The sequence below is a fragment of the Mycetocola miduiensis genome, assembly GCF_900115155.1.
GTDB classification, from domain to species: Bacteria; Actinomycetota; Actinomycetes; order Actinomycetales; family Microbacteriaceae; genus Mycetocola_A; species Mycetocola_A miduiensis.
On sequence record NZ_FOVM01000010.1, the window covers coordinates 1 to 17,296 of the forward strand.

General features: G+C 65.9%; 19 protein-coding genes. 17 read left to right on the plus strand and 2 right to left on the minus strand.

The window, feature by feature from the left end; genetic code table 11:
• The 13 genes from BM197_RS14430 to nusB all read left to right on the plus strand — a co-directional run.
• The coding region (locus tag BM197_RS14430; protein ID WP_143095087.1) for an AAA family ATPase at window positions 1-985 on the plus strand (985 nt) is incomplete at its 5' end.
• Window positions 986-1,163: 178 nt separating this feature from the next.
• Window positions 1,164-1,793, plus strand: coding sequence for a 30S ribosomal protein S4 (gene rpsD / locus BM197_RS14435; RefSeq protein ID WP_090712772.1), 630 nt, complete (start codon window positions 1,164-1,166; stop codon window positions 1,791-1,793).
• A 144-nt stretch (window positions 1,794-1,937) separates the two neighbouring features.
• Window positions 1,938-2,171, plus strand: a complete 234-nt coding sequence (locus BM197_RS14440; protein ID WP_090712773.1) for a hypothetical protein — start codon at window positions 1,938-1,940, stop codon at window positions 2,169-2,171.
• Window positions 2,172-2,214: 43 nt separating this feature from the next.
• The gene (gene alaS / locus BM197_RS14445) at window positions 2,215-4,872 is read left to right on the plus strand and encodes an alanine--tRNA ligase (RefSeq protein WP_090712774.1); all 2,658 of its coding nucleotides are present in this window, start codon (window positions 2,215-2,217) and stop codon (window positions 4,870-4,872) included.
• Between the two features lie 12 nt (window positions 4,873-4,884).
• The gene (ruvX, locus tag BM197_RS14450) at window positions 4,885-5,355 is read left to right on the plus strand and encodes a Holliday junction resolvase RuvX (RefSeq protein WP_090712775.1); all 471 of its coding nucleotides are present in this window, start codon (window positions 4,885-4,887) and stop codon (window positions 5,353-5,355) included.
• Window positions 5,356-5,358: 3 nt separating this feature from the next.
• On the plus strand, window positions 5,359-6,702 hold the full coding sequence (mltG, locus tag BM197_RS14455) for an endolytic transglycosylase MltG (RefSeq protein ID WP_245762562.1): 1,344 nt from the start codon (window positions 5,359-5,361) through the stop codon (window positions 6,700-6,702).
• Window positions 6,702-7,565, plus strand: coding sequence for a shikimate dehydrogenase family protein (locus BM197_RS14460; protein WP_090712776.1), 864 nt, complete (start codon window positions 6,702-6,704; stop codon window positions 7,563-7,565). The genes mltG and BM197_RS14460 overlap by 1 nt, the downstream gene beginning before the upstream one ends.
• 50 nt (window positions 7,566-7,615) lie before the next feature.
• Window positions 7,616-8,827, plus strand: coding sequence for a chorismate synthase (gene aroC, locus BM197_RS14465; protein WP_090712777.1), 1,212 nt, complete (start codon window positions 7,616-7,618; stop codon window positions 8,825-8,827).
• Window positions 8,824-9,336: a shikimate kinase gene (locus BM197_RS14470; RefSeq protein ID WP_245762563.1), complete on the plus strand. Its 513-nt coding sequence runs from the start codon at window positions 8,824-8,826 to the stop codon at window positions 9,334-9,336. The genes aroC and BM197_RS14470 overlap by 4 nt, the downstream gene beginning before the upstream one ends.
• Window positions 9,333-10,409 carry a 3-dehydroquinate synthase gene (gene aroB / locus BM197_RS14475; protein ID WP_090712779.1) on the plus strand — a complete coding sequence of 359 codons (1,077 nt, stop codon included), beginning with the start codon at window positions 9,333-9,335 and terminating at the stop codon, window positions 10,407-10,409. Before BM197_RS14470 ends, aroB begins: the two co-directional genes overlap by 4 nt.
• A 2-nt stretch (window positions 10,410-10,411) precedes the next feature.
• Entirely contained in the window at window positions 10,412-10,849 is a 438-nt protein-coding gene (locus BM197_RS14480; RefSeq protein ID WP_090712781.1) for a type II 3-dehydroquinate dehydratase, read from the plus strand.
• Between the two features lie 117 nt (window positions 10,850-10,966).
• Window positions 10,967-11,530, plus strand: coding sequence for an elongation factor P (gene efp, locus BM197_RS14485; RefSeq protein WP_090712783.1), 564 nt, complete (start codon window positions 10,967-10,969; stop codon window positions 11,528-11,530).
• Window positions 11,530-11,943 (plus strand): transcription antitermination factor NusB, encoded by a 414-nt coding sequence (nusB, locus tag BM197_RS14490; RefSeq protein WP_090712785.1) that lies wholly within the window; start codon window positions 11,530-11,532, stop codon window positions 11,941-11,943. The genes efp and nusB overlap by 1 nt, the downstream gene beginning before the upstream one ends.
• A 109-nt stretch (window positions 11,944-12,052) precedes the next feature.
• Here the strand turns inward: nusB and BM197_RS14495 are convergent, their stop codons facing one another.
• On the minus strand, window positions 12,053-13,219 hold the full coding sequence (locus BM197_RS14495) for an FAD-dependent oxidoreductase (RefSeq protein WP_090712953.1): 1,167 nt from the start codon (window positions 13,217-13,219) through the stop codon (window positions 12,053-12,055).
• 163 nt (window positions 13,220-13,382) lie between these two features.
• Here BM197_RS14495 and BM197_RS14500 point away from each other — a divergent pair, with 163 nt between their 5' ends.
• Entirely contained in the window at window positions 13,383-14,057 is a 675-nt protein-coding gene (locus BM197_RS14500; protein WP_090712787.1) for a hypothetical protein, read from the plus strand.
• Complete coding sequence (locus BM197_RS14505) at window positions 14,054-14,947, plus strand: hypothetical protein (protein WP_090712789.1); 894 nt, start codon at window positions 14,054-14,056, stop codon at window positions 14,945-14,947. Before BM197_RS14500 ends, BM197_RS14505 begins: the two co-directional genes overlap by 4 nt.
• A gap of 242 nt (window positions 14,948-15,189) precedes the next feature.
• Here BM197_RS14505 and BM197_RS14510 read toward each other — a convergent pair whose 3' ends face one another.
• The gene (locus BM197_RS14510; RefSeq protein ID WP_090712791.1) at window positions 15,190-15,708 is read right to left on the minus strand and encodes a SixA phosphatase family protein; all 519 of its coding nucleotides are present in this window, start codon (window positions 15,706-15,708) and stop codon (window positions 15,190-15,192) included.
• Between the two features lie 98 nt (window positions 15,709-15,806).
• Here BM197_RS14510 and pyrR point away from each other — a divergent pair, with 98 nt between their 5' ends.
• A complete protein-coding gene (pyrR, locus tag BM197_RS14515; protein ID WP_090712793.1) occupies window positions 15,807-16,346 on the plus strand; it encodes a bifunctional pyr operon transcriptional regulator/uracil phosphoribosyltransferase PyrR in 540 nt (179 codons plus the stop codon).
• Entirely contained in the window at window positions 16,346-17,293 is a 948-nt protein-coding gene (locus tag BM197_RS14520) for an aspartate carbamoyltransferase catalytic subunit (RefSeq protein WP_090712795.1), read from the plus strand. Before pyrR ends, BM197_RS14520 begins: the two co-directional genes overlap by 1 nt.
• Window positions 17,294-17,296: the final 3 nt, after the last annotated feature.

A 17,296-nucleotide genomic window follows, 5' to 3' on the forward strand; every position in this document is an offset into this window, starting at 1 on the left:
GGTGATCTCGCCATTACTCTCCCGTTCCCTTCTACTGACTCTTGAGCAGCTCAGCGACGACGACCTGCGCGTCGTCCTCGACCGGGCCATCGACGACCCTCGCGGCCTCGGCGGCCGGTTCGAGGTCACCGCAGACGCCCGCGACACGATCATTCGGCTGGCGTCCGGGGACGCCCGTCGCGCGCTGACGGCGCTGGAGGCGGCATCCGTCAGCGCGGACTCGCTCACGAGCGCCGATGCGCCGCAGGATTCCGACGGCGACGACGAGCTCGACGACGGCGCTCGCGAAGACGCCGATCTCGATGGCACCGGCGAGGCGCCGGCCGAACCCTCGAGCCATCGCCCGGTGATCACAGCAGAAGTGGTGTCGTCGGCTGTCGATCGTGCCCTGCTCCGGTATGACCGGAACGGAGACGAGCACTACGACGTCATCAGCGCCTTCATCAAGTCCATCCGCGGATCCGACGTCGACGCTGCGCTGCATTACCTCGCACGGATGATCGAGGCGGGGGAGGACCCCCGCTTCATTTCCCGCCGGATCATCGTTTCAGCTGCTGAAGACATCGGGATGGCCGACCCGAACGCTCTCGTCATTGCCGTCGCTGCGGCGGACTCCGTGCAGTTCATCGGTATGCCCGAAGGTCGGATCCCACTCGCGGAAGCTGTCGTGTACCTCGCAACGGCCGCGAAGTCGAATGCCTCATACGTCGCAATCGACCGCGCCATCGCCGACGTACGCGCCGGCAATTTCGGCCGCGTGCCGAAGCCCATGCGCGACGCCCACTATGCCGGGGCGAAGCGGCTCGGCCACGGCAAGGGCTACCGGTACCCTCACGATGCCGAGGTCGGCGTGGTGGAGCAGCAATACCTCCCAGACGAACTCCGGGGCGTCCGCTATTACCAGCCCACCCAGCACGGCCACGAACGGGATGTTTCGTCACGGCTGGCGAAGCTGCTCCGGATCGTGCGCGGGGGGCGTGGCTGATCCGTCCTCGTGTTAGGCTTGTTGCTGGCCTAGACCCGGTTTGAGCGTGCGGCTGCGCGAGAACCCTGGTTGACGGACGTGTTCATTAGCCGAACACCCCTGGCTCACCCCTCTGACTTTCCGGCTCGCCTTCGCGCGTGCCGGCACATCCAGTTTGAGATTCCATCGAAAGGAAACCGTGTCTACCAAGTCACGTACACGCAGCAAGACCCGCCTGTCCCGGGCACTGGGCATCGCCCTCACCCCGAAGGCAGCGAAGTACCTTGAGAAGCGCCCATACGCTCCCGGTGAGCACGGCCGCACCAAGCGCAAGACCGATTCCGACTATGCTGTGCGTCTTCGCGAGAAGCAGCGCCTGCGCGCCCAGTACGGCATCCGCGAGAAGCAGCTGAAGATCGCGTTCGAAGAGGCTCGTCGCATCAAGGGACTGACCGGTGAGAACCTCGTCGAGATCCTTGAGACCCGTCTCGACGCTCTCCTCGTGCGTTCGGCCATCGCCCGCACCACCGCGCAGGCCCGCCAGATGGTTGTGCACCGCCACATCCTCGTCGACGGCCAGCTCGTCGACCGTCCGTCCTTCCGCGTGAAGCCGGGCCAGCTCATCCACGTCAAGGCCCGGAGCGAAGGCACCGAGCCGTTCCAGGTTGCAGCGGCCGGCGGACACGTCGACGTTCTCCCGAAGCTCCCGCCGTACCTCGAGGTCGAACTCGACAAGCTCCAGGCTCGCCTTGTTCGCGCCCCGAAGCGTGCCGAGGTCCCCGTGACCTGTGAAGTGCAGTTCGTCGTGGAGTACTACGCAGCTCGCTAAGCATTCGCTTATCAGCAGAACGGGGTCGTGGCTTTGCCGCGGCCCCGTTTTCGCGTCCCAGCCGGCATTCGGCGGGGTCCATGACTTGCCCGATAAGATGAATAGCTTGCAAAGCACCGCCCCACAGTAAATGGAGGAGCCCCTATGAAGAACCTGCTCTGGTTGATCGCAGGCATCGGCGCCGGTTTCGTGGTCGCCCACGAGATCAACAAAACGCAGCGCGGCAAGGAATTCTTCGCCGACCTCGACATCAAGCTTCGCGAGTTCAGCGAAACCGTCGCGGACGCGTACAAAGAGCGCGAAGCCGAGCTTCGCGACAAGATCGATGACCTCGCCCGTAATGCTGAAGACGCGCTCGGCGACCTCAACAAAAACTGATCCACGCGCTTCGACGCACCCCTGAACTTCTCCGAACGGACCCATGAGAACCGCTGATATTCGCCAGCGCTGGCTTGATTTCTTTGCCGAGCGCGGCCACACCGTCGTCCCTTCAGCCTCGCTGGTCTCCGATGACCCGTCGCTGCTGTTCACCGTCGCCGGCATGGTCCCATTCGTTCCGTACCTCACCGGTCTGGTGCCTGCGCCATACCCGCGTGCGACGAGCGTTCAGAAGTGCATCCGCACCAATGACATCGAAGAGGTCGGCAAAACCCCGCGCCACGGCACCTTCTTTCAGATGAACGGAAACTTCTCCTTCGGCGACTATTTCAAGGAGGGCGCGATCACGCACGCGTGGGAACTCCTCACCACGTCGGAGAGCGACGGAGGCTACGGCTTCGACGAGAAGGACCTCTGGGTCACCGTCTACAAGGACGACGACGAAGCCATCGCGCTGTGGAAGAAGATCGCCGGGCTGCCAGAGGAACGCATCCAGCGACTCGACAAAGACACCAACTACTGGCACACCGGCCAGCCAGGCCCTGCCGGCCCCTGCTCGGAAATCTTCTTCGACCGCGGACCGGCGTACGGCGCCGACGGCGGACCGGCGACGGATGACGACCGTTACGTCGAAATCTGGAACCTCGTGTTCATGCAGTACCTGATCGGCGACGTCCGTTCGAAGACCGACTTCCGGATCGTCAGCGAGCTGCCGAGAAAGAACATCGACACCGGCATGGGACTCGAACGAGTCGCGTTCCTCAAGCAGGGCGTCGAGAACATGTACGAGATCGACCAGATCCGCCCCGTTCTCGACCGCGCAGCGGAGCTCTCCGGGCGCCGCTACGGCGCCGATCACTCGGACGACGTGCGAATGCGCGTCATCGCCGACCACGTGCGCAGTTCACTGATGCTGATGAGCGACGGGGTATCCCCGTCAAACGAAGGCCGCGGTTACATCCTCCGCCGCCTGATGCGCCGCACGGTGCGCGCCATGCGCCTGCTCGGCGTCGACGGAGCGTCGTTCCCCGAGCTCTTCGCTGCATCCCGTGACGCCATGAAGTCCTCGTACCCCGAGGTCGAACACGACTACAACCGGATCTCCCAGGCTGCGTTCGGCGAGGAGGAAACATTCCTCCGCACCCTCGCAGGCGGCACGACAATCCTCGACCTCGCCGTCACCAAGACCAAGGACACCGGCAGCGGAAAGCTCCCGGGCGACACCGCCTTCCTGCTCCACGACACCTACGGGTTCCCGATCGACCTGACCCTCGAGATCGCCGAGGAAGCCGGGCTGTCCGTCGACCGCACCGCATTCGACTCGTTGATGGCGAAGCAGCGTTCGATGGCCAAGGCCGACGCGAAAGCCAAAAAGACGGCCCTCGCCGACCTGTCGGTCTACAGCGCGTTCCGTGCACAGGGTGAGACGATTTTCACCGGCTACACCGACCTCGAAACCGAATCACGCATTCTCGGCCTCATCGTCGACGGGCACTCCGTGACGACCGCAGTCGCCGGCGACATCGCCGAAGTGATCCTCGCCGAAACGACGTTGTACGCGGAGTCCGGCGGCCAGGAAGCAGACCAGGGGCTCATCGTCGGCCCGGGCTACGAACTCGACGTCCTCGACGTCCAGAAACCGGTCAAGGGACTGATCAGCCACAAGGTCCAGGTCTCCAGCGGAGAAGTGGGCGTCGGCAGCCTTGCCCGCAGCGTCGTCGACGCGAACTACCGCCGTGGGGCAAAACAGGCCCACTCCGGAACCCACATCATCCACGCCGCACTGCGTCAGATCCTCGGCCCGAACGCACACCAGTCCGGTTCGTACAACAAGGCCGGCTACCTGCGTCTCGACTTCACCTGGAACTCAGGGCTGTCTCCCGAAACCCGTTCCGAGATCGAAGAGGTCTCGAACAACGCGATCCGTGACAACCTCGAGGTCGTCACCCGTGAACTGCCGCTCGACGAAGCGAAGTCGCTCGGCGCGATGGCGCTGTTCGGTGAGAAATACGGCGACGTGGTCCGTGTCGTCGACATCGGCGGCCCGTGGTCGCGCGAACTCTGCGCCGGAACCCACGTCGCATCGAGCGCCGAGATCGGCATGATCAACCTCGTCAGCGAATCCAGCGTCGGCTCAACGAACCGCCGTGTCGAATCGCTCGTCGGGCTCGAGGCGTTCCGCGACCTCGCTGCCGAGCGGGCGATCGTGTCACAGCTCACCTCGTCGCTCAAGACCCCGAGAGACCAGCTGCCCGACCGGATTGCGGAACTCGTCGCGAACCTCAAGCAGGCCGAGAAGAAGATCCAGTCCTTCGAGGCTCGTGCGCTCTCCGAGCGCATCCCGGCACTCCTGTCCAGCGCGCGCGACGGCGGCGGTTACCGCATCGTCGCCGAAGCACTCGGCACCCTTGCGTCGGCAGACGACCTCCGCGCGCTTGTGACCGGCGTCCGTGAACGCCTGGGCACCGAAGCATCCGTCGTCGCACTGGCCGCTACCGTCAACGACCGGCCGATCGTCATCGTGGCCACCAACGACGCAGCCAGGAAGCTCGGGGCGAGGGCAGGCCAGCTGGCCCGCACCGCTGCCGGCATCCTCGGTGGCGGCGGGGGCGGCAAGGACGACCTGGCACAGGGTGGCGGGTCGGATGCCACAGCCATCCCGTCAGCGTTGTCGGCGATCGTCGACGCGGTCGCCCGCTAAACCGTGGCTGGTATGCGCAGTGGCGTCCGGGTCGGCATTGATGTCGGCAAGGCGCGGATCGGTGTTGCCAGGTCGGATGCGCATGCCATGCTCGCGACCCCGGTCGAAACGGTTCCGCGCGCGGCCACCGGCGACGCTGACATCCGTCGGATCCTGCAGATCACCGAAGAGCTGAACCCGATCGAGATCGTCGTCGGCCTGCCGCTCGCCCTGCACGGCGGGCACACGGCATCGACCGACGATGCCGTGGCATTCGCGACCGCGCTGGCGACAGCATCCGCCATCCCGGTCCGCCTCGTCGACGAACGGCTGTCGACGGTGTCGGCGCACTCGGCGCTGCGGACCTCAGGTAAACGGCAAAAGGGATCACGTGGCATTGTCGATCAGGTTGCCGCCGTCATAATCTTGCAACATGCCCTCGATACCGAGCGTGGCAGTGCGCTGCCACCCGGCTCTCTCGTCGGCACGAACGAAGGACCCTAGTACGTGACTGAACAGACGCCGCGTGACGATGCGTTCGACGCCATTTTCGGATCAGACGCACCGGACACGCCCGCCGGGTCGGAGTCGGCCTCAGCCGGGAACCCACCCCCGATGTCGCGGCGTGAAGCACGCGAACAGGCCGAGCGGGCGCGGGCTTCCGCCGCACCCAAGCCTGGGACCGAAACCGTTCCCGATGCCGTTGAAGAGCCAGCAGACCCGCCTGTTCAGGACCGGCCGGCGCGGCGCGCAACTGACGCCCCCGACTACCCGCCGAGAGAAAAACGCAAGCGGACTGGGTGGATCGCCGCGCTCGTCGTCCTTGTGCTCGTCGGCGGCATCGGCGGAGGCGGACTGTACGTCTGGAACACGTTCGAGCCCCAGATCCGGAAGGTGATGGGCTGGCAGGAACCGATCGACTACGAGGGCTCGGGCAGTGGCGAGGCGATGGTCTTCATCTCCGCCGGCGACACCGGCATCGACATTGCCAGGACGCTGAAGAACCGCGGGGTCACGAAGACCACAGACGCCTTCTACGAACTGCTCCTCACCCAGGGTTCCGAACCGGTCTTCCACCCGGGCGTATACAAACTGGCGAAGAAAATGAGCGCGCAGACAGCACTCGACGCATTGCTCGACCCGGCGAACAAGGTCGAACGAACGGTACTAATACGCGAGGGCATCACCGGCGCCGAAATCCTCGCCGAGATCTCCGCCGGAACCGAGATCCCGCTCGAAGAGCTCCAGGCGGCTGTCGCCGACCCGACCGCCTACGGCATCCCCGCCACGGCGCCGTCGATCGAGGGCTGGCTGTTCCCTGCCTTGTACACCTTCGACCCCGACTTGAGCGCGCAGGATGTCATTCAGGTGCTCGTCGACCGCAGCATTCAATCGCTCGACGACGCCGGCGTCCCTGTGGAGGACCGGGAACGCATCCTGACCATCGCGTCCATCATTCAGCGTGAAGCCCGCCACGACGAGGACTTCTACAAGGTCAGCCGCGTCATCTCCAACCGTCTCGCTGCGAACATGAACCTCGAGATGGACTCGACGGCCCAGTACGGCGAGAACGCAGAGCCGGGAACGGTCTGGTCGACCAAGGAGGCACTCGAATCCGACAATCCGTGGAACACCTACGTGCGCCCCGGACTGCCCGTCGGTCCCATCGCGAGCCCCGGCGACGCCGCGATCGCCGCCGCCATGGCGCCTGCAGAAGGCAGCTGGCTGTTCTTCGTCACGGTGAACCTCGAGACCGGTGAGACGGTGTTCACGAACACGCTGGCCGAACACGACGCAGCGGTCAAACAGCTGAGGGCCTGGTGCAAGGCGAACCCGGACAAAGGCTGCTGATGGTTGCGCGCCTTGCCGTCTACGGTTCGCCGATCGCCCACTCACGATCGCCGATCCTGCACCGGACGGCGTATCACCTGCTCGGTTTCGACTGGGAGTACGGCTCCCGCGACGTCATCGCCGCCGACCTGCCCGGCGTCATACGTAGCCTCGACGACGACTGGCGGGGACTGTCCCTGACCATGCCGCTGAAACAGGCCGCTTACCAACTCGCCAACACGCGCGACGCCATGGCCGAGCTCACCGGCGCCGTCAACACCCTGCGATTCGTCGGGTCGGGCGCGGAACGCACCCTGTTCGGCTACAACACCGACGTCGCAGGCATCACCCGCGCCCTGGCCGCGGTCGGTGTCACCGTGGCCCCACACGTCCACGTCCTCGGCGGGGGAGCGACAGCTGCCAGCGCCGTCGTCGCCGCTGCTGAACTCGGCGCGCTCTCCGTGTCGGTCCTCGCCAGGTCACCGGGCAAATCCGAGTCCCTGATCGCGCTTGGCCACCGGGCCGGCCTCACGGTCGACCTGGTCCGGTTCGAGGACGTCGGGCGCCTCCCTCAGCCACAGCTCGTCGTCAACACCCTCCCAGGCGGATCACCGCCCCCTGTGAGCTACCCGGTGCCCGTGATTGCAGGGGCTGCGCTGCTCGATGTCGCCTACGATCCGTGGCCGAGTGAGCTCGCGTCGAGGTGGGCGGATGCAGGCGGCCCGGTCGCGAACGGACTGTCGATGCTCGTCCACCAGGCCCTCATACAGGTCCGCATCTTCGCATTCAACGATCCGTTCCAGCCCGTGGAAGACGAGGAGAACGTACTCGCCGCCATGCTGGCATCCGTCGGTCTCGACATGAGCGGGCGCCCGAACGCCTGATGCCCCTGGGGCCGTCCGAGCGAGGCCGGGCGCTGTGAAAGGATAGAGCCATGCTTCGTTGGCTCACTGCCGGAGAGTCTCACGGCCCGGAACTCATTGCAATCGTCGAGGGTCTTCCCGCCGGCGTTCCCGTCTCCCTCGACGCCATTCGCGCCGACCTCGCCCGCCGCAAGCTCGGCTACGGGCGCGGATCGCGGATGAAGTTCGAACAGGACGAGTTGAACATCTCGGGAGGTGTGCGCCACGGCTTCAGCCTGGGGAGCCCTGTCGCGGTGCGCATCGGGAACACCGAGTGGCCGAAGTGGGTCGAGGTGATGAACCCGGAACCGGTTGAGGAAACCGAGAAGTCCCGCGGCCGCAGTGCGCCGCTGACCCGTCCCCGCCCCGGGCACGCCGACCTCGTCGGCATGCAGAAGTACAACTTCGATGAAGCCCGTCCCATCCTCGAACGCGCCAGTGCGCGGGAGACCGCGGCGAGGGTCGCCCTCGGCGCCGTCGCGCGCGGCTTCCTCGCCGAACTCGGCATCACGCTCGTGAGCCACACCCTGTCGATCGGGCCCGTCCGCGTGCCGGAGAACAGCGCGCTTCCGACCCCGTCCGACGTCGACCGGCTCGACGCCGATCCGCTGCGCTGCTTCGACCCGGCCACCTCGGAACTGATGGTCGCCGAGGTCGACGCTGCGAAGAAGGACGGTGACACGCTCGGCGGCGTCGTCGAGGTCCTCGCCTACGGGCTGCCGCCCGGGCTCGGATCGCACGTGCACTGGGACCGCCGCCTCGACGGCCAGCTCGCCCAGGCGCTGATGGGCATCCAGGCCATCAAGGGCGTCGAGGTGGGAGACGGATTCCTCACCACGACCCGTCGCGGGTCCGCAGCACACGATGAACTCTTCGCGATCGACGACGAGATCGTCCGGTCGAGCGACAAAGCCGGTGGAACCGAAGGCGGCATGAGCACGGGCACCGTCTTGCGCGTCCGCGCCGGAATGAAGCCCATCGCCACCATCCCTCACTCGTTGCGCACCGTCGACGTCGCCACCGGCGAGGCCGCCGGAGCCCACCACCAGCGCTCAGACGTCTGTGCCGTCCCCGCAGCCGGTGTCGTGGCTGAGGCCATGGTGGCGCTCGTCCTCGCCAACAGTGTCCTCGAGAAATTCGGGGGAGACGCCGTTGAAGAGACGAAGCGCAACCTCCAGTCGTACCTCGCGGCGATCCCGGCTGGGCTGAAGACCGCGACGGTATCGACACCAGACATCCCGTGAGCACGCCGGCGCTGCCGCTGCCCCTCGTTTTGATCGGACCGATGGGAGCAGGGAAGACGAAGATCGGCCGCCGTGTGGCGCGTGCGCTCGAGGTGCCGTTCATCGACACCGACAAGCGCATCGTCGCCGACCACGGCGCGATCACCGAGATCTTCGCCGAACGCGGTGAGCCGGCGTTCCGTGAACTCGAGCGGGACGCCGTCGCCGCTGCGCTGGCGGAACCCGCTGTGGTCTCGCTCGGTGGAGGAGCGGTGCTCCACCCCGACACACAGCGGGACCTGGCCGGGTGCACCGTCGTGCTGCTCACCGTCACAGGTGAGGCGGTCGCCGCGCGCATCCGCACCGACAAGCGGCCGCTGCTGAAGAACGGCACAGGCGACTGGCAGCGTATCTACGACGAACGCCGCCCGATTTATGACCGATTGGCGACATTCAGTTTTGACACCTCGAGCGAGCCGATCGAGCGCATCGCCGAACGAATCGCAGACTGGGCGAGAGGACACGCATGAGCACCATCACGACGATAGAGGTCACCGGAACCGATGCGTACAGCATCGAGGTGGGCCGCGGCATCCTCGACCGTCTTCCAGCCATGCTGGGCGACCAGGTGGCAAAAATCCTCCTCGTTCACCCGCCGACTCTCGGTGAGAAAGCGGAACAGCTGCGGGCGAGCCTCGCCGACCGGTACCAGGTGCTGCTCGCCGAAATTCCGGATGCCGAGACCGGCAAACGTGTCGAGGTCGCCGCGTTCTGCTGGCAGATCATGGGGCAGGCGGACTTCACCCGCACCGACGCCGTGATCGGGTTCGGCGGGGGAGCCACGACCGACGTCGCCGGCTTCGTCGCAGCCACCTGGCTCCGCGGTGTGCGGCTTGTACAGGTTCCGACCTCTGTTGCGGGCATGGTCGATGCGGCCGTCGGCGGCAAGACCGGAATCAACACCAACGAAGGCAAGAACCTCGTCGGCGCCTTCTACGCCCCAGCCGGGGTGATCGCCGACCTCGACCTGCTTGACACGCTACCCAGGAACGAAATCCTCGCCGGGTTTGCCGAGATCGTGAAGTGCGGTTTCATCGCCGAGCCGGAGATCCTCGACCTCATCGAGGCAGACGTCGACGTCGTCACCGACCCGACCACCGACGAGTTCCGCCGCGTCGTCGAACTGTCGATTGCGCTCAAGGCGCGTGTGGTCAGCGAGGACTTCAAGGAGGGTGGTGTGCGCGAGATCCTTAACTACGGGCACACCCTCGGGCACGCGATCGAACACGCCGAACGGTACCAGTGGCGCCACGGAGCCGCGGTTTCGGTCGGCATGATGTTTGCTGCCGAGCTATCCCGGCTGGCTGGACGCCTGCCCGATGCGGTCGCCGACCGGCACCGGAGCATCCTCGACTCGCTCAATCTGCCCACCGAGTACCCCGTCGGGCGCTGGAACACGCTTCTCGCGACGATGCAGCGCGACAAGAAGGCGCGGGCGGGGATGCTCCGCTTCATCGTGCTCGACGACCTCGCCAAGCCCACGGTGCTCGCCGGGCCCGAAACCGCCCTGCTCTTCGCCGCCTACCAGGAGATCGGCTCATAGTCATGACAACAGTCCTCGTCCTCAACGGCCCCAACCTCGGCCGGCTCGGTTCGCGCGAGCCCGATGTTTACGGCAGCGGCGACCTCGACGACCTCTGTGCGCTCCTGACCGCCGACGCCCCTGACGGTGTCACCATCGACCTGCGGCAGACCAACGACGAGGCTGAGCTCATCGGCTGGATCTATGAGGCCGTCGACTCCGGATTCCCGGTGATCCTCAACCCGGCAGCATTCACCCATTACAGCTACGCGCTGCGGGATGCTGCCGCTCTCGTTTCGAAGGCCGGCCTGCCGCTCGTCGAGGTCCACATCTCCAACCCCCACGCGCGCGAGACCTTCCGCCACACGAGCGTCATCTCCGGTGTCGCGACCGGCGTCATCGCCGGTTTCGGTTTCGACTCCTACCGCCTCGCTCTGACAGCGGTCACCCGCGCCGGCTGACCGTTCCCAGGTATCCCGGTTAGCGGCGTCTTTGGCGACGGGTCGTGCGGCAGGTAAACTTCCTGAGACGGCCCCGTCGGGCCGGACCTCTTCCCACTGAAATGGAACCCCCTCTTCATGGCATCTACCGCCGACATCCGCAACGGAATCGTCCTCAACATCGACGGCCAGCTCTGGAACGTCATCGAATTCCAGCACGTCAAGCCGGGCAAGGGCGGCGCTTTCGTCCGCACCAAGCTGAAGAACGTCGTCTCGGGCAAGACCGTCGACCGGACATACAACGCCGGCACGAAGATCGAGATCGAGAACGTCGACCGCCGCGACTTCACCTACCTGTACCAGGATGGTGAGTCCTTCGTATTCATGGACGTCGCCGACTACGACCAGCTCACCGTCCCCGGCACGATCGTCGGCGACGCCGCAAACTTCATGCTCGAGAACCAGGCCGTCACCATCGCTCTCAACAACGGCAACCCGCTGTACGTCGAGCTGCCCGCATCCGTCACGCTCGAGATCACGTACACGGAGCCGGGCCTGCAGGGCGACCGATCGACCGGCGGCACCAAGCCCGCCACCGTCGAGACCGGCTACGAGATCCAGGTTCCGCTGTTCCTCGAACAGGGCACCAAGGTCAAGGTCGACACCCGCACCGGTGACTACATGGGCCGCGTCAACGACTAGTGAGCGCCCGTAGTAAAGCCCGCAAGAGGGCTCTCGACATTCTTTATGGTGCCGACCTCCGTGAGATGCCGTTGCGCGACGCCCTGACTGTCGAGGCGCAGCGTGCGGCGAGCGAACCGCAGCGTGAAGCATCCTGGCTCTACGCCCGCGACATCGTCGACGGAATCATCGATAACGCCGAAGAAATCGACGAGCAGATCGAGACCTACGCGCAGGGCTGGACGCTCGCGCGGATGCCCGCTGTCGACCGTGCGATTCTCCGGATCGGCGTGTGGGAGGTTCTCTTCAACGACGAGATCCCCGCGGCCGTCGCCATCGATGAGGCCGTTGAATCCGCCAAGACTCTGTCGACGGATGACTCGGCCGGTTTCGTGAACGGCCTGCTCGGCAAGATCGCGCAGGCGAACGGCTAGAACCCCTCCTGAACGCCCGCCCGTCCTGTGACGCGGCGGGCGTTCGGCGTCGAGGGATGCCGGGGGCTGGGCTCGTGCGCGGGTGTTCCTGCGCCGCGCGGGCCTTTTTTCACCCGCGCGCGGTCGAAACACCCGCGTCGGCGAGTGAAACGACCCGATCGGTCACGGCGTCGTCCGTATCGAGCAGTTTCACGATGCCGGCGACCGCCGCCCGGCCGGCGCGGTTGGCGCCGATCGTGGACGACGACGGACCGTACCCGACAAGGTGCACGCGGCGGTCCGTTGCGACAGCTGTGCCGTCCATGACGATGCCGCCGCCCGGCATCCGCAGGTGCAAGGGAGAGAGGTGGTCGAGGGCCGCACGGAACCCGGTCGCCCAGAGGATCACATCCGCCCGCTGGAAGGAGCCGTCGGTGAGGCGGACGCCGTCCGGTTCGATCGAGGCGAACATCGGATGCCGCTCCAGCACGCCGCGGGACGCCGCCGCCCGCAGCGCGGGGGTCCAGATGAGCCCGGTGACCGAAACGACGCTCTGCGGCGGCAGTCCCTGACGGACCCGTTCCTCGACGAGCGCGACAGCGGCGGAGCCCGCTGTGCTGTCGAAATCCGCATGGCGCCAGACGGGTTCCCGTCGGGTGAACCAGCTCGTGGTCGCGACCGCCGAGATCTCATCGAGCAGCTGGACGGCCGAGATCCCGCCGCCGACAACGACGACGTGCTTGCCGGCGAACTCATCCCGGGAGACGTAGTCGGCGACGTGCAGTTGGCGGCCACGGAACGTCGACTGGCCTGGGTAGAGGGGCCAGAACGGGCGGGTCCACGTTCCGGTGGCGTTGATCACCGCGCGTGCCGACCAGCTGCCGGCATCCGAATCGATGCGCAGTCGCCCGTCCGGATCTTCGTCTTCGCGGTGCACGTGAGTGACCCGCACCGGCCGGACGATAGCGAGGTCGAGCTCGCGCTCGTAGCCGTCGAAGTAGCCGGTCAGGAACTCCGAACTGGGCTGGGCGGGGTCCACATCGGGTTTCGGGATCCCGGGGAGGTCGCTGATCCCGTTCACGGTCGCCATCACCAGGCTCTTCCAGCGGTGCCGCCACGCACCGCCCGGCCCGGTCTCCGCGTCCAGCACGACGTAGGTGCGGGCATCCGTTGGCGTCGTCTGCCCGATCGCGGGCACGAAACCCCGGCGCTGCAGGTGGTACGCAGCGGAAAGCCCGGCCTGCCCGGCGCCGATGACGACGACGTCAGCCAGGCGCGCAGGAGTGGGGGAATTCAGTGTCACGCTCGGATGTAACGCCGCGCGCGCGGAAGTCCTTCCCTCTGCAGCGATCCGCCGGGACGCCGGTGTGCATGGGCGTCAGTAACGCCGCGGTAACGCCCGCTTCGTAGAGTCCAGGCAGCGGTTCGACGCCGCCTGGCTCAGGGCGGGAGGAGATGCCATGCGCCGCGGAATCTCAACTGTTGCGCCAATTCTTGTGGTGGTCTTCGTGCTGGCAGCGTGCGCGCCACTCCTGGCAGACACTCCTGCACCGTCGAGTGTTCCCACCGAGTGCGCGACTTCCGCTTCCACCCCCGGCCCGGACACCGAATGGCCGCCGCCTGACACCTGCGGGGAGTTCTTGCCCGCACCCGATCTTCTCTATCTGCCGGTGGAATTTGCCGGCTGCGGCAGCACCGTTTCGGTGATGGGAGGCGATTCTCGGACCCTCGAGTACACGTCCACCGTCCGGGACGACGGCTCAACCCTCGTGGAATACCGGGGTAGTTACACCCTGGACATCGCTCGGGACTATGGCGGCGGACTGGATGCCTTTGTCGACGAGTTGGATGTTTCGGGGCAGGGATACGATCTCCACTCGACAGACGGGGTAACCGTCACCTATTCACGGGAAGGCCCTGCGATTTTCGCCTCGGTCGATGCAGTGGAGGCGCAGGTCTTCGCAGAAGAGGGATTCCCTGCATTGTTCTTCTTCGAGAGCGGCACCGTCACCGAAAAGGTTGTCTTCACCGGCTCCGACGCTCTGGCGGTCGACGAGGCCGAGTTCACCGAGAACACGGTAAGCGGAGTTCAGAGCATCTGCTATCTGCTCGACCCGTCGAATCCGGGTGAATGATGAGCGATGATGCGGGAGAGACCCCGTCCCGGGAGCCGGCCGGACCAGACAAGAAGAAGCCGCTCGCTCTCCGCCCGATCCTGTGGCTCGGCGGAATCGTCGTCGCAGCGTTGGGCATCGCGCTGACCAACGCCCTGGTCCCGCAGTTCGGCAAAGGCATCAATCAGATCACTCAGTCGGGTGAGGCAGTGAGCGTCGACGACGTGTCCATCTGGCGGGTCGGTTCCTACCTGGCGTTCCCTTTCGAGTTCAGCCCCGACCAGATTGAGACCCTGAACGAGCAGGGGGAACAGGATCAGTGGCTCGTGGACCAGGGCGCCGTCGACATGGGAAGCGTCGAAGTGCGGCTCGCCTTGTCGGGGAACAGGGCAGACACCGTTCGAATCGTCAATATGACGCCGGTCAGCGACTGCTCGCAGTCGCCGTATTCCGGAGCGCTGTTCATTTCACCACCGGCTGGCGGCGAGTCCATCACCCGCTTGAGCTTCGACCTCGACGACCCCAACCCGGTCGCGAAAACCACGAACGTTGAGGACGGCACCTTCGAGGAGGAACCGTACTTCGCCAACAACACAATGTCGCTCAAGCAGGACGAGCAACAAGTGTTTATCGTCACCGCAACGACGCAGCTGCATCTGTGCAGTTTCGAACTCGAACTGTCCATTCTCGAGGACGGCGAGATACGGACGCAGACGATCGACGACCACGGGAGTCCATTCCAGGTGACGGCGCGGCTGCCCGACCGTCGGCAGTGGGGCCAGGTCTATCTGGGCGGGGTGTTGTGTGCGGGCCGTTATGTCGCAGCCACGGAGCGTTGGCTCCAGAGCACGGGGGAGAGTCTGGACGATGTCGCGGTTTGCGACAACGAAGGGAACGAACTGCCCGAGTAGGGCGGATGCCGCGACGCACGATGTGCAGGAGATCGCACGGCTATCAGGATGCTTCCGCCCCTTCGGTCCTGATGACCGTACGATCTCCTGATTTGCGTGCGACCAAGCAGCCCGAGGCAAGGACAGAGGCCCGAGAGAAAGGACAGAGGCGCGAGAAAAGGACGCCACGGCCGCAGCATCCTTATCTGGCGCTGTTCTCCTTGCCCCACACCGATGAGGGGCGGGATCCCGGTACGCCGCCCTCAGCCGCCCCGCGGCACCACGAAGTGGGTGATCTCGGCGTCCCGGCCGTCCAGCTCGGCCCACGGGGTGAGGGTCTCGAGCACGGCAAATGCGCTCGTGGGGTAGCGGAAGGCGGCGTCAGCCGACGCTTCGGAGTCGTTCGACGCCAGGCGGGTCACCAACTCCTGGACGCCCGGCATGTGCGCGACGAGGAGCACACAGCGGGCGGTCTCAAGCACATGGTTGATCACGGCGAGCATGCGAACAGCGGATGCCGCATAGAGCGCGTCGTGCAGGTCGGGCTCGGGAGCATCACCCAGCCCTGACCGAACCTTGGCGCAGGTCTGCTGCGCCCGCGTTGCGGTCGAGCAGAGGATGACATCGGGACGGATGCCGTTCGAGTGCAGCCAGGTCCCGGCGAGCGATGCTTCGCGGACACCCCGGGGGAGGAGGGGCCTGTCGAGATCCGCTACGCCGGGCGGCCACGCCGACTTGGCGTGCCGCATGATCAGCAATCGTTTCGTGAAAGGCTTGCTCATGGCAGCAGCATACGGTCGGGCCCGTGGGCGGGCTGATAGGCTGGAGCAAATCGACAACCTTTAACGCCGTCCAGAGAGACGGAGAAGGGAGTCAGCAGATGAGTGCGCGCGTCGTATTTCAGCAGGCTGATATCGCCCGAGCGTTGACTCGGATTTCTCACGAAATCCTTGAGTCCAATCGAGGCGCAGACGACCTCGTTCTTCTCGGAATCCCGACCCGCGGGGTGGTCCTCGCCGACCGGATCGCCGCGATCATTTCCGACATCAGCGGAACTCCGATGGAGGCCGGGTCGCTCGACGTGACCATGTACCGCGATGACCTCGCCAAACATCCGACGAGAACACCGTCACCCACCCGCATCCCGGCATCCGGCATCGACGGCAAGACCGTGATCCTCGTCGACGACGTGCTCTACTCCGGCCGCACCATCCGCGCCGCACTCGACGCGATCGGCGACATCGGCCGCCCCCGCGCGGTCCGACTGGCCGCACTCATCGACCGGGGGCACCGGGAACTTCCGATCCGCCCGGACTTCGTCGGCAAGAACCTGCCGAGCGCACAGACTGAACGGATCAATGTGCACCTCAGCGAGATCGACGGCGCCGACCTCGTCTCGATCGATTCGGCGGCCCGCTGATGCGCCACCTGCTGTCGACCCGAGACCTCGACCTCGACACCGCGATCCGCCTCCTCGACGTCGCCGAAGACATGGCAGACACCCAGCAGCGCGAGGTGAAGAAACTCCCGACGCTGCGGGGCAAAACCGTCGTCAACCTCTTTTTCGAAGACTCCACCCGCACCCGGATCTCGTTCGAAGCCGCAGCGAAACGCCTGAGCGCGGATGTCATCAACTTCAGCGCAAAAGGATCAAGCGTCTCCAAAGGCGAGAGCCTCAAGGACACCGCACAGACGCTTCAGGCGATGGGGGCGGATGCCGTCGTCATCCGTCACCCGGCATCCGGCGCCCCGCAGACCCTCGCGACGAGTGGCTGGATCGACGCCGGCATCCTCAACGCCGGCGACGGCACCCATGAGCACCCCACCCAGGCGCTGCTCGACGCCTTCACCATCCGCAAACGCGTGCACGGTGCGGGTTCCCGCGGCAAGAGCCTCGACGGCCTCGCCGTCACGATCGTCGGCGACATCCTGCATTCACGGGTTGCCCGGTCGAATGTCTGGCTGCTCACCACACTCGGCGCCACCGTCACCCTCGTCGCGCCGCCGACCCTCGTCCCCGTCGACACGCGCAACTGGCCGGTGACCATCGGCTACGACCTCGACGATGCCCTGGCATCCGGACCGGACGTCGTGATGATGCTCCGTATCCAGGGCGAACGGATGCGTGACGCCTTCTTCCCCAACAGCCGCGAGTATTCGAGACGCTGGGGGCTCGACGACGGGCGACTGCACCGGTTGGAGCCGACTACCATTGTCATGCACCCCGGACCCATGAACCGGGGCCTCGAAATCTCCGCTGCTGCCGCCGACTCACCCATGTCAACCGTGCGTGAACAGGTCACCAACGGGGTTTCCGTGCGAATGGCCGCACTGTACCTGCTGCTTTCCGGCGATCGGGAGAACTAGAAC

Bases quoted from the DNA above. Each gene is read 5' to 3' on its own strand.
- BM197_RS14440 (WP_090712773.1), top strand. From the start codon at position 1,938: ATGAAGAACCTGCTCTGGTTGATCGCAGGCATCGGCGCCGGTTTCGTG.
- alaS (WP_090712774.1), top strand. From the start codon at position 2,215: ATGAGAACCGCTGATATTCGCCAGCGCTGGCTTGATTTCTTTGCCGAG.
- ruvX (WP_090712775.1), top strand. From the start codon at position 4,885: ATGCGCAGTGGCGTCCGGGTCGGCATTGATGTCGGCAAGGCGCGGATC.
- BM197_RS14460 (WP_090712776.1), top strand. From the start codon at position 6,702: ATGGTTGCGCGCCTTGCCGTCTACGGTTCGCCGATCGCCCACTCACGA.
- aroC (WP_090712777.1), top strand. From the start codon at position 7,616: ATGCTTCGTTGGCTCACTGCCGGAGAGTCTCACGGCCCGGAACTCATT.
- aroB (WP_090712779.1), top strand. From the start codon at position 9,333: ATGAGCACCATCACGACGATAGAGGTCACCGGAACCGATGCGTACAGC.
- BM197_RS14480 (WP_090712781.1), top strand. From the start codon at position 10,412: ATGACAACAGTCCTCGTCCTCAACGGCCCCAACCTCGGCCGGCTCGGT.
- efp (WP_090712783.1), top strand. From the start codon at position 10,967: ATGGCATCTACCGCCGACATCCGCAACGGAATCGTCCTCAACATCGAC.
- BM197_RS14500 (WP_090712787.1), top strand. From the start codon at position 13,383: ATGCGCCGCGGAATCTCAACTGTTGCGCCAATTCTTGTGGTGGTCTTC.
- BM197_RS14505 (WP_090712789.1), top strand. From the start codon at position 14,054: ATGATGAGCGATGATGCGGGAGAGACCCCGTCCCGGGAGCCGGCCGGA.
- BM197_RS14510 (WP_090712791.1), bottom strand. From the start codon at position 15,708: ATGAGCAAGCCTTTCACGAAACGATTGCTGATCATGCGGCACGCCAAG.
- pyrR (WP_090712793.1), top strand. From the start codon at position 15,807: ATGAGTGCGCGCGTCGTATTTCAGCAGGCTGATATCGCCCGAGCGTTG.
- BM197_RS14520 (WP_090712795.1), top strand. From the start codon at position 16,346: ATGCGCCACCTGCTGTCGACCCGAGACCTCGACCTCGACACCGCGATC.